The organism is Flagellimonas sp. L-11 (assembly GCF_056857735.1).
On the sequence record NZ_JBSXNR010000073.1, the window covers coordinates 60,909 to 71,875 of the forward strand.

At 40.4% G+C, this 10,967-nt stretch carries 11 protein-coding genes; 1 reads left to right on the forward strand and 10 read right to left on the reverse strand.

Features of this window, described 5'->3' with window-relative positions:
• Nucleotide 1: 1 nt before the first annotated feature.
• Entirely contained in the window at nucleotides 2-502 is a 501-nt protein-coding gene (locus AC13CC_RS14815) for a nuclear transport factor 2 family protein (RefSeq protein WP_326276878.1), read from the reverse strand.
• The gene (locus tag AC13CC_RS14820; protein WP_326276877.1) at nucleotides 492-989 is read right to left on the reverse strand and encodes a hypothetical protein; all 498 of its coding nucleotides are present in this window, start codon (nucleotides 987-989) and stop codon (nucleotides 492-494) included. Before AC13CC_RS14820 ends, AC13CC_RS14815 begins: the two co-directional genes overlap by 11 nt.
• Before the next feature lie 64 nt (nucleotides 990-1,053).
• On the opposite strand from AC13CC_RS14820, the gene AC13CC_RS14825 reads away from it, so the two are divergent.
• Nucleotides 1,054-1,995, forward strand: coding sequence for an NAD-dependent epimerase/dehydratase family protein (locus AC13CC_RS14825; protein ID WP_326276876.1), 942 nt, complete (start codon nucleotides 1,054-1,056; stop codon nucleotides 1,993-1,995).
• 4 nt (nucleotides 1,996-1,999) lie between these two features.
• On the opposite strand, the gene AC13CC_RS14830 is transcribed toward AC13CC_RS14825, so the two are convergent.
• The 8 genes from AC13CC_RS14830 to AC13CC_RS14865 all read right to left on the reverse strand — a co-directional run bounded on the left by AC13CC_RS14830 (nucleotide 2,000) and on the right by AC13CC_RS14865 (nucleotide 10,049).
• Entirely contained in the window at nucleotides 2,000-2,308 is a 309-nt protein-coding gene (locus tag AC13CC_RS14830; RefSeq protein ID WP_293166782.1) for a hypothetical protein, read from the reverse strand.
• Nucleotides 2,309-2,485: 177 nt separating this feature from the next.
• Nucleotides 2,486-3,862 (reverse strand): hypothetical protein, encoded by a 1,377-nt coding sequence (locus tag AC13CC_RS14835; RefSeq protein WP_482878032.1) that lies wholly within the window; start codon nucleotides 3,860-3,862, stop codon nucleotides 2,486-2,488.
• Between the two features lie 23 nt (nucleotides 3,863-3,885).
• Nucleotides 3,886-4,893 (reverse strand): IS110 family RNA-guided transposase, encoded by a 1,008-nt coding sequence (locus tag AC13CC_RS14840; RefSeq protein ID WP_482878033.1) that lies wholly within the window; start codon nucleotides 4,891-4,893, stop codon nucleotides 3,886-3,888.
• A gap of 217 nt (nucleotides 4,894-5,110) precedes the next feature.
• Nucleotides 5,111-5,470, reverse strand: coding sequence for a hypothetical protein (locus AC13CC_RS14845; protein ID WP_482878034.1), 360 nt, complete (start codon nucleotides 5,468-5,470; stop codon nucleotides 5,111-5,113).
• Between the two features lie 39 nt (nucleotides 5,471-5,509).
• Complete coding sequence (locus AC13CC_RS14850; protein ID WP_326276874.1) at nucleotides 5,510-6,679, reverse strand: DUF4249 domain-containing protein; 1,170 nt, start codon at nucleotides 6,677-6,679, stop codon at nucleotides 5,510-5,512.
• Between the two features lie 11 nt (nucleotides 6,680-6,690).
• Nucleotides 6,691-9,456, reverse strand: coding sequence for a TonB-dependent receptor (locus AC13CC_RS14855; protein WP_482878035.1), 2,766 nt, complete (start codon nucleotides 9,454-9,456; stop codon nucleotides 6,691-6,693).
• Nucleotides 9,453-9,776, reverse strand: a complete 324-nt coding sequence (locus AC13CC_RS14860) for a hypothetical protein (protein ID WP_482878278.1) — start codon at nucleotides 9,774-9,776, stop codon at nucleotides 9,453-9,455. Before AC13CC_RS14860 ends, AC13CC_RS14855 begins: the two co-directional genes overlap by 4 nt.
• 69 nt (nucleotides 9,777-9,845) lie before the next feature.
• Nucleotides 9,846-10,049 (reverse strand): hypothetical protein, encoded by a 204-nt coding sequence (locus tag AC13CC_RS14865; RefSeq protein ID WP_482878037.1) that lies wholly within the window; start codon nucleotides 10,047-10,049, stop codon nucleotides 9,846-9,848.
• Between the last annotated feature and the right edge of the window lie 918 nt (nucleotides 10,050-10,967).

Sequence of the window (10,967 nt, forward strand, 5' to 3'; positions counted from 1 at the left end):
ACTATTGCTTCTTTTTTAGTTCCTGAAGCAGTTCGTTATCCCTTTTTTCTTTGATTTGGATGAGTTCGTCCACATTTTCGTTGGGCACTGCGATCGACAATACATAATGGGCAATTTTCCATTGTCCATTTACTTTTTTCAGCACTCCGGAGCCGCGACATATCTTCATTTGGGTGTCCAAAAGTTCATCGAACCAAGCAAAGGTCCCCGATTCGTTTAAATAAATGTTGCGCTGTACTGCGGTAAAGCTCCAGGCTTTCCCCTGATCAAAATAAGGTTTAGAGAATTTTCTAAATGCTTCGTTCTGCCAATTTTCCATGGCATCGGTTCCCAAAAAAACACCGTCTTTGGTCATTTTGCCGAAATAGGCATCAAAATCTGCATTGGCCGCAGCCAAATGCCAGCTATCCAATACCTCGTTCACCTTTTTCTTTTCCGCATTCTGGGCGAGGATGGTCATGGAAACCAGCAACAGTCCCATTGTTAAAATTTTATGCTTCATCCAAAATCAATTTTTTGTCCAACTGACTGTTCATGATTACGTTCAACTGTTTGCGCATGGAGTTGTATGCTTCCAATACTTTTACAGTTGGCTCCGTGGTCGGTTGATTTTCGAGAATACTTGCCTTTGTTTTGTACAAAAAAGTACGCAGTACCCTTTGCCTGCTCTTCACTTGAAAGGTATCGAACAGTTCTGGGTATTTTCCATCGGCCATTTTTTTCTCCTTTTCGATAAGGTCGTCAATGGCCAAGGCCAGGTCTTCGTTGTTCGTGGCTTTATAGAGCACGTCCATGCTGGCATTCAAATCCTTGAATTGCTGCCATTGTTCAACAATTGCTGTTGCATCTGGGTTTATACTCACTTTCTCGGGCATTTTTCGATAATTGAACTCCAATTCTTGGCTTTCAACTTCGGCTATGGCCTTTTCAGTTTTTTTACATGCCCCCAAAACTGAGAATAGGATAAGTATGCCTAACAATTTTCGCATAAGCGAATGTACAAATTTTAATAAAGGGTATCTTTGCCGTGAAACTAAATTAACTTTGATTTTAATGCACAAACCCATTTTAATAATCGGCGCATGTGGCCAAATAGGAACCGAACTGACCTTTGAACTTCGAAACAAATACGGAGCTGAAAATGTGATTGCCAGCGATATTAGGGAAGGTAGCAACGCATTGATGCAGTCCGGCCCTTTTGAGCTTCTGGATGCTACCAACTACGCCGCGATCGAGGATGTGGTGATGCATTACGAAATTGATGAGGTTTATTTAATGGCGGCCATGCTGAGCGCCACTGCGGAGAAATTTCCGATGCGTGCATGGAACCTGAACATGAACTCGCTCTTTAATGTGCTCAACTTGGCCAAGGAAAAGAAAATATCCAAGGTGTTCTGGCCGTCGAGCATCGCAGTATTTGGCCCCAATACACCCAAAAAAGATACGCCACAGAGCACTGTAATGGAGCCTAGCACAGTTTATGGTATCAGCAAGCAATCTGGTGAGAGATGGTGCGAGTACTACCACAAAAAATATGGGGTCGATATTAGGAGTGTTCGCTATCCTGGATTGATAAGCTGGAAAACCATGCCAGGCGGTGGCACTACCGACTATGCCGTGGAAATTTACCACGAAGCCCTTGACAAAGGCACGTACGAGTGTTTTTTGAACGGTGACACCAAACTTCCGATGATGTACATGGACGATGCCATAAGGGCCACCATAAGCTTAATGGACAGTCCTTCGGAAAAAATTAAAGTGCGATCATCATATAATTTGGGAGGAATGAGTTTTACGCCAAAGGATATGGCAAAAAGTATTGAAAAGCATATCCCTGGTTTTAAAGTAAGTTATGCTCCCGATTTTAGGCAAGAAATTGCCAATTCTTGGCCAAGCAGCATTGATGATTCTGCCGCAAGAGAGCAATGGGGTTGGGAACCTAGATTTGATTTGGACCAGACCACCGATGAAATGCTTAAAAATCTAAAAGAATAAGAAGTTATTCCTCTTCGGAATCTGAAAAGTCCTCATCGCCCTCAGGGATTTTTTCAAAATCCTCCGAATCAAAATCCTCGCCATCATCTTCGTCAAAATCGGCCATGGTCCGCTCCAATTTGGAACTGATCTTTACGAGGTATTTGGTATCCTGAGTGGATACTTCTACGGCTTCTATGGATTCTCCTTTTAAGTTCTTGAAGTTGATTACATCATCGTCCCCATATCCATCGGGGTATTTTTCCACCAAAAGCTTGAGCACCTCCGAGGTCAATTTTTTATAGTCTACAATTACGCGTTTGAGGTTATCCATGATGCTGTGGTTACTTCTTGCCCTAAGTTAGAACAAATGTGATTGCATTGAAAAATTATAAAAAAAATTCTTGGGTTGTCAAAATTGAAATGGTTTTATCGACCAAATATGGTGTAAACCTGAAGATAGTATAAAAAAGGCTTGAGAAGAAGTACATAAAAGATTACGTTAAGGCAATTATTGAACCCTGAACTTTGTTACCACTTTTACAGGTTGTATTCTAGTTGTAAAGCCTTCAATTACAATCTCAAATTCCCCTTCGAGATCAGATGTATAAAATTCCAAAGTAGTTGTAGGCTCCCCTAGTTCCAAATTAGGTTCCCACAACAATTGCTGTCTAAAATCTGGAATTGTCCCAAAGGTTTTGTTCCCATAATTTTGTTTGAAATACTTTTTTTGAGGTTTGGGCCTTAGCAATGAAATTTCATTAAAATATGTTTTCTGATAATTTTCTGCAAAATCAGAATCAAATGTTTTTACATCAAAAACTCCTTGAAAAATTTGGCCTCCAACAACATATTGGTTTCTGGCCAATCTTATGGTCTCTACCTTTTTTATATCATAGTCTATTAAATCCTTATGGTCTTGGAGCAGAATCCCATCAACAATTATCAACGGATTGTACCCCACATCCATGTTGGTGGCCTCAAAATCCCTGACAAAAATATTCTCCTCTCCCTCATTATTTGAAGCAATCCAGGCATTAGCAACTATCTCCACCAAAGTTTCCCTAAAAGTGGGGAAGCGTGTATACTCATCTAAATTGTACTCTATAAAATTATTGCCATAGATGGGTATAAAATTATTGTTCAACTTTACGGTATCGGGTTTACTGTTGAAATATGCATTTTCTATTTGATTATGGGTACTTCGTTCCTCAATCAATTTTTTCATGCCCTTGTTTAAAACAAAATGTTTTGATGGTCTTTTACTCAAATTTAATTCGGGAACCGGGGCAACCTCAACCGAGTATTGGTCCTTATCAGCACCCCATACCTGAAAAATTGATTCTGTATCCAAGTTTTCCGAATCCAACGAAAACCTAAACTTACCTTCTGAATCGGTAGTGACCATTTTAAACGAATATTGGTTTCCAGGCAAGGAAAAAACCAACTTCTTGTTCATTGTTTGCAAGCCGCTGTTACTGGACAGGCGACCTATAACCATTTCTCCCCTTAGGTCGGGCAAATAATCATTACTTGCCACATCCAAATCCACTGATCTATATTTCTTAGTGTAATCTACTGGCGAGATTCTATCACCATAAGTAAGTTCCTTGGATAGCTTCCGTACTGATATTGAGTAAATTCCGTAATTATTTGGTTTGGCTTCAACCGTTAATCTCACTTTTTCTCTTTTCCCATATTGTGATTTATCCAAGGTCAACCCCAAATCCTTGCTCAAGGTTTTTGTAGCTTCCTTGTTCAAATTCCTTAGACCATGCTCCAATGAGTCTTTACCCCTCGATTCCCAAAACACTTTTTGATCATTGGTATAGGGGTTCAAAACAACAACATCATCTGCAAAAAAGGTGTCGCTTGGCCAGTTTTTCATATACTCTAATAAATTACAAGTTATTAAGCCACTTTTTTAGTGGAGCTGGTTATTTTTTTTTCTCTTGGGTCCAGACATATATGGTCCTGGCAGTATGGAGTCTTGTTTTTTACCACACTGTAGATGGTTCTTAGCATTTTGTTGGATACATTGTTCATGATCAAATAGTGGGGTTTTCCTTCCATTTGTTTCTTTTGGTAATACAGCCTGTATTCCTTATTATGCTTGACAGCGGATTTAGATCCCATGTACAATAAAGATTTGAGTTTTCGGTCCGCAAAGGGGCTTGTCCTTCGCTTTCCCACCATTTTCCCCGACTCATTGGGGAAAGGGCAGACCCCTGCGTAAGATGCCGCTTTTCGAGCGGTATCAATATTTTTAAAGTTCCCGGTCTTGATGATCAGATCCGTTGCGATTACGGGGCCTATTCCTTTTATACCGGTGACCAATCCATAATTCTCATGAAGTTCCGTGTCGGCCTTTATGATGGCTTCGATCTCCGACTCAACGGCACAGACTTCAGCATCAAGGTTCGATAGGGCCCGGTCGGTATATCGTTGCTCGCTGATGCTCTGCATAGGGCCTTTGGATCGGCTATGGACTCCTGTCCGTAAAACCTTTCTTGCTTTGACCAGCCGGGAACGCAGGGCGTACAGGGATTTTAGCTCTGCCATGGTTTCTGTACCATAGGTTTTAAAAGTGAGCCTGTCATAAAAGCGTTCCCCATATTCCCTGATCCTCCCAGCATCCATGGAATCTGACTTCCCCTTGATCAGCCCCAGGCTGTGTTTGATGGTGTAGCCCGGGACCAAGGCTATCTTTATTCCCTTTTGTTTACTGAGAAAGACCAATAGGTCCCCATAGGTTCCCGTGTTCTCCGCACACAGAACGGCACCCTCTGCCACTTTGTCCAGAAACTTCGATATACCGTTCAGCTGGTTTTTCACTTGTTGTTGTTTTTCCTTTCCGTTTTTGTCGATGTAGTTGACATCGAATTTTTCCATTGACAGATCTATTCCGTAAACTTGCATAAATGAATTTATTTATGCTCCACATTGAGTGGCTGAAATCGTGATAATGGGTTTTTCCCTAAATACTCTCTGGCTTTAACTCAATAAATCTGCTGTTCTTAATATGAAACTTAGATTTTATCTATTAGATCGTTAAAGTTAGGGCAGCAGATGGAGCTTTTTTTGCCAAGGTAACACTTCACGATTCATTCTCTTTTCTTGTCTTTATTTTTATAGACTACAAACTAACGATATAGGTTGTGTAGGCTACAAAGGTGTAATGACCAGAATCCAAATTGGTTGGCACAAAAATGTCTCCCTGTCCCATTCCATCGACCAGTTTTACCTTTTGAATTATTTTGCGCTCCCCTTCCCTGTCCAAAAGTTCTACATAGGCAACCTTGCTTGTATTTGAAAGGGATTGATTCTTTTTGCTGAGGGCATACAACTTAAAATGAAGATACTCGCCCGTGAACAGAAGGTTGGTATTATAATGGACATAGACGCCCTCCGTACCAATATCTTTGATCAAATTGGAATATGCGGAATTGGGCACATTGGACTGGCCCGCAGCAACCGCAACGAGGAAAAAGGTCATTATTTGTAACATATACTTTTTTAGCATTGTCATATCCAATTATTGTTCTACCCAAAAATCCGGCACTTCGTTGGAACCATACAAGGTGCAGTCCACACATCCAGCAGGAGCAACTTGATAGACAAAGGGCGGGTCTTCCCCAATATATTTGTATTGACCACTCTGTACCCGTTGAAAAAGTTCAGGGTCGGAAAGTGAGCTGTAACGATCGAACCCACAATCATCCAAAAATGGGATATCGTTCCCAAAAATTTCCTGGAAACTGAAAAAGAACCGGTTTGTGGTAAAGGAGACCACCTCAAAGAGACCTACCACTTTAACGCTATCATCGCTCACATGCCTAACGTTACCAACTACAAGACCGGGTTGGGGCTGAGAAAACAGATTATCACTACTGGAAAAGCTCTTCAAGGTTTGATAAAACTCATGGGAGACCCTGGTTTGGGCATATTGCTTCACTAAAATACTATATCTATGGGCTATTCTTCTATCCCTTCGTTCTATAAAACGAACAGGGAAATCTTCGACTCTGTCCTCCGATAGGTTATTGGTTTCTGCAATCAATATGCTATTTGATGTTTCGGTAACGTAGCAAACCCTTTCTTCCTTTTCCTTGTAAACGATTTCGAGAAGCGGCGGTGACTCGGAAACAACCCTAAAGCCCTGTAAAGGCTTATAAAAAGATTCCCATCTGTAGGTTTCTTCGTACTCATATCTAAAATATCCTTCATTGTCGCCTGTAGATGTTCCATCCACATATATTTCGACCCCATCTTCTCCATCTTCGTTCAAAACCCTCTTGGCCGTTATCTGATCTATTGCTGTTGGGGCCGTTAATTGTACTTGGGGCGAAGCAAACGTTTCACCCTTTTCATCCGTGACCTTTAATTGATAATCCACCTCAGGCTCTGCAGCAAACCCAACAGTGGATTGGTATACTCCGGGCGATGCTTCCTCAAATTGAATTGAACTGGCATTGTTTACCAGAACCTCCACCGTTGCTCCGGAAACCTGGACTTCGTCATCACCTTCTTGGTAGCTTCTGGTAATAAAAATTTTGTGCCGTTTGGTCTCCGTGGTAATACTGGCATTGATTATCAGGATATCTTCAAAGTCCGTTGTCTCTACTTCAAAAGGCTCAGTGCAGGCGCCAATGGCCAGTAAGACCCCTGTGACTAACAAAAAGATAAAACGATTTCTTGTAGGCATACTGAGCGGTTTCAAAATTTAAAATTATAGGTAATGGAAGGAACCGGTATCGAGAAAATAGAGCTCTTGTAAGCCTCAACATTTCCATTCTCTGTGACATAAAAAACCGAGTAAGGGTTGTTCCTGCCCAATACATTGTATACGGAAATGGTCCAAAAGCTATGTCCAACCTTATTGAGCTTATGGTTTCCTTCTATATTAAACCCAAGATCCAACCTATAAAAATCAGGGATTCGGTAGCTGTTTCTATCACTATAAACGGCATATTCTGCATCATTAAAAGTGAAATTGCCTACGGGAACGGTAACAGGCCTACCGGTTTGATACACAAAATTGGCCGACAAACTGAATCTTTTGGTAAACTTGTAATTGGCCACCATACTCAAATCGTGAGGTTTATCAAAGTTCGAGGAAAAAAACTCTCCATTGTTCACTCTTTCCTCTTCGAATTCACTGTCCAATTTTAAAAAGGAGCGTGAATAGGTATAACCCAGCCAACCGTTTAATTTACCCTTGTTTTTTCTTAACAAGAATTCTACTCCATAAGATTTCCCTTCCCCTTGCAAAACTTCGGTCTCCACATTCTCGTTCATCAATAGCTGTGCTCCTGTTTTAAAATCCAACACCTTGTCGCTTGTTTTGTAAAACCCCTCCAAACTTATTTCGTAAGCATTGGCATCCAGATTTTTAAACACTCCAAAGGAGTATTGATGTCCTGTTTGTGGTTCAATGTTTAAATCGGAGAGTTTCCAAGTGTCAATTGGCGAAATTGTAGTGTTATTGGTGAGTATGTGAACATACTGAATGGACCTGTTGTATCCTGCCTTTAAAGATAGGCTGGGGGTAATAAGGTATCGTGCTCCTGCCCTTATCTCCGGGCCACCGTAGGTTTCTATCACTTCATTGTTGCCATATTGGATCGTGTCCCGAACAGTACCCTGGTTTTTCGGAACTCCCTCTTCGTACTCGTACTGGGTTCGCTCTCCCAATGCCATAAACGTGGAATACCTCAACCCCAAATCAACGGCAAACTTTTTGGTTATACTATAATTTGCCGATATATATGCCGCTGATTCCAAAGCCCTCTCCTTGGCCAAGGAATTGTATTCCACCGAGGATTCTTCGTTTAAAGGTTCCAAAGTCCCAGGTGCTACCGAATATAACTTTCCTTCAACACCGTAGTTAAACTTGAGGTCGGCACTGTGCAAGTAATCCAAGTTTATCCTCGCTTCTGTTTCGTTGATTTTATAACCTAAATCAAAATCATTGTTGGCCCCTCTTTCATATTCTATATTAAAGGTATAACCGCTATTGGCAATCTGAACCTCGGATAAGTGCTTATCGTTGAACTTGTGCTGCCATCTTAGTGACACCAAGCTGTTATCATAAATGTAAAGGGAATCAGAGGAAATACTAAAATTGTCCTTGCTGTAGTATGCCGTGGCCTTTATTTTGTTGTTCTCGTTCACCTGATGGGTATAATTGGCCACTCCATCATAAAATGTTGCACGACTTTTACTCAAAGATTCCTCTTTCATAGAGCGTAAGATCCAGTTGGCATAAGCACCCCTGGCACCAAACATAAACGAGGATTTTCCCTTTACCACCGGGGTTTCCAAAACCAAATTGCCTGTTACAGGACCCAATGAGGCTTCACCCTTAAACTCGGAATTGTCGCCATCTTTTGTTTTAATATCGAAAACTGAAGATAAACGACCTCCAAATTTTGCTGGAATGTTTCCCTTATACACCTCCAATTGCCCAATTGAAAAAGGGTTAATGGCTGAAAATATTCCAAAAAAGTGCTGCGGGTTGTACATGGTGGCGCCATCAAACAATACCAAATTTTGGTCTGCCTTTCCTCCCCTAACATTAAATCCTGTTGCCCCTTCACCTGCCGATGATATTCCCGGCAATGCCGTTGCAACTTTTAAGACATCCCTTTCACCAAGGACCAAAGGAATGGTTTTGCTTTCTTCACTATCAATTTCCTCTGTTCCGCTTACGGTTTCTTCAATATTTTTGTAAATATCCCCCTCCACTACCACTTCATCCAACTGCTCAAGACTTTCATTAAACTCCAAATCCAAAGTGCCATCATTAAAAATGATGATTTCCTTTTCGGCTCTCTCTATGCCCAGCGCCCTAAACTTTAAAATATTGGATCCTACTGGCAATTCAATACGATAAAACCCCTCAAAACTAGTTACGGCAAGCAATCGGTTATCATTGGTTGAAATGGTCATATCTGGAATCGGGTCTCCAGACTCGTAGTTTGTGATATAGCCGCTAAGCGTGTACGTTTCCTTTGATTGAGCACCAATTTCTCGGCCCACCCTAATGGTTTCCACATTTTTGGAAGCGCTTTCATCTCCTTTTGCATAAAATATTGGAGTTACTTTTCTGGAAGCTGACACGGTCTGGACTTTCGCTGAATCTTTTCCAAAAAATCCTTCGGGAAGGTTACTGTAAATAGTGTTATTGTTGGTAAGTATTATTTTATTGGGTGGATACAGAAAATAATTCACCGTTGTGCCTTCCAATAGGTCTGCAATAATATCTTCTATATTTTTATTGGTATATTTTTTTTGAATGAGACTGTCCGTAAACCAATTCTGCAGATAATAAATTTGATATTCTGTGTCCGAATTAATTTTTTGCAGGGCTTCTAAACGGGAAACGTTCTCAAAAGTGAAAGACAACTCTTTTTCGTTGAATTGGGAATATGATAGCTTGAAAACCAAGACAAACAGAATCAAGACCAAATAATTTCTCATAATTCTGTTGGGTTTACCAATTTATTGAACAACAGTTTAAAAAAAGTATCCTTGTCAGTTTTAAATGCTATCCTATTTTGCTTAAAGAAATCCCTAAGCTCTTTCTTTTGCGCAACAAAAACATGGCTCCATTGGTTTTTTGTGTTTGCTTCAAAGAGTTCTCCCCTATGCAGCAAAATGTAATCTGTGCTTTCCTCATATTCAGTGATCACTTGATTTTCCCGTCTTGATTCTACGCTCTTCTTTCTATACTTTTTTAACAACAAACCCCCTTCTTCACTTTCCAAAACCTCCAAATATCCATATTGTTGGCCGCCCATTAATGTAGAAGGCAAGCGTATAAAACGGTGCCCATTGATTGTAAACTCTTTTACCTTGTTTTTTACAAGTCAGACCAACAGACCGGTCGGGTTAAATCTTGGGGTGATCAAAAGCTCATCTAAATGAACATTGTACTTGAGATTTTGCTCAAAGTAGGGTTGTCCGTCAAAGATGATGTCCCCTTTCAAAAAATTGCTTTCCAAAAAATATGCATGTGTATCGGAGGCGCCTCTCGACCTTTCCTTGAATATAGGGCCATTGTACAATGCCATGTTTTGCTCCCCGACAATAGAGTCGAATGTTGAGTAAACTTTTGGTGCTGTTATTTTATTTGTTTGGCCTTGCACCCACAAAGAGGCACAAAAGATAAGTATAAGAACCATTAACTCAATAGGAGTATACCTCTTGGAAGTGCTAAAATTATGTCCCTTGTTGTTATTTTTTATCAATCTGGATAAAGCTATTTTAAATGGTAAATATAAGGTTTTGGTTATTTATTTAAATCCCACAAGATTAATGCATAAAATGTTGGATTAGTATTTAAGACCCATTGCCTTCAAAATTTGTACTGGAAAGCTTTGATGGGCACTTGCTATCAATTGTAAATGCATAATCGCCAAATCCAAACAAAGTGGACTGCCCCAGATTTGCGCCCAACAGGGTTCCCTATCGACCAGAAGATAGTATAAAAAAGGGGTAAGAAGAAGTACATAAAAGATCGCGTTAAGGCAATTATTGAACCCTGAACCTTGTTACCACTTTTACAGGTTGTATTCTAGTTGTAGAGCCTTCAATTACAATCTCAAATTCCCCTTCGAGGTCAGATGTATAAAAATTCCAAAGTATTTGCGGCAGGACCGGATAATATACCGACCTGTTTTTCTTTTTTATGTACCTTCCCAAGTATATTCAGGGTTACATTTGGTATACTCTTATTGGAAGGAACAGTTTGAAAACAATTAAGTTATTACTCGAATATGAAAGAAGAAATCCAAACATATAACGACAGTCAACTACTCCCTGATAAAGAAATCTGCGATTTACTGGCAACAATAACTAGCGTTCGTGTGGTCGGTACGACCCAGCATGAACGCCGTGTTGACTGAACCGGTTCTCTGTCGGTCAGCCTTCTATGGGTATTGGTCTGTTTTAGGATGGGTTATTTAAGGTCTGCACTTGAACCGTATAGT

Excerpts from the sequence above, each read along its gene's own strand:
- AC13CC_RS14815 (WP_326276878.1), bottom strand. The coding sequence starts at position 502 with ATGAAGCATAAAATTTTAACAATGGGACTGTTGCTGGTTTCCATGACC.
- AC13CC_RS14820 (WP_326276877.1), bottom strand. The coding sequence starts at position 989 with ATGCGAAAATTGTTAGGCATACTTATCCTATTCTCAGTTTTGGGGGCA.
- AC13CC_RS14825 (WP_326276876.1), top strand. The coding sequence starts at position 1,054 with ATGCACAAACCCATTTTAATAATCGGCGCATGTGGCCAAATAGGAACC.
- AC13CC_RS14830 (WP_293166782.1), bottom strand. The coding sequence starts at position 2,308 with ATGGATAACCTCAAACGCGTAATTGTAGACTATAAAAAATTGACCTCG.
- AC13CC_RS14835 (WP_482878032.1), bottom strand. The coding sequence starts at position 3,862 with ATGAAAAACTGGCCAAGCGACACCTTTTTTGCAGATGATGTTGTTGTT.
- AC13CC_RS14840 (WP_482878033.1), bottom strand. The coding sequence starts at position 4,893 with ATGCAAGTTTACGGAATAGATCTGTCAATGGAAAAATTCGATGTCAAC.
- AC13CC_RS14845 (WP_482878034.1), bottom strand. The coding sequence starts at position 5,470 with ATGACCTTTTTCCTCGTTGCGGTTGCTGCGGGCCAGTCCAATGTGCCC.
- AC13CC_RS14850 (WP_326276874.1), bottom strand. The coding sequence starts at position 6,679 with ATGCCTACAAGAAATCGTTTTATCTTTTTGTTAGTCACAGGGGTCTTA.
- AC13CC_RS14855 (WP_482878035.1), bottom strand. The coding sequence starts at position 9,456 with ATGAGAAATTATTTGGTCTTGATTCTGTTTGTCTTGGTTTTCAAGCTA.
- AC13CC_RS14860 (WP_482878278.1), bottom strand. The coding sequence starts at position 9,776 with ATGGGCGGCCAACAATATGGATATTTGGAGGTTTTGGAAAGTGAAGAA.
- AC13CC_RS14865 (WP_482878037.1), bottom strand. The coding sequence starts at position 10,049 with ATGGCATTGTACAATGGCCCTATATTCAAGGAAAGGTCGAGAGGCGCC.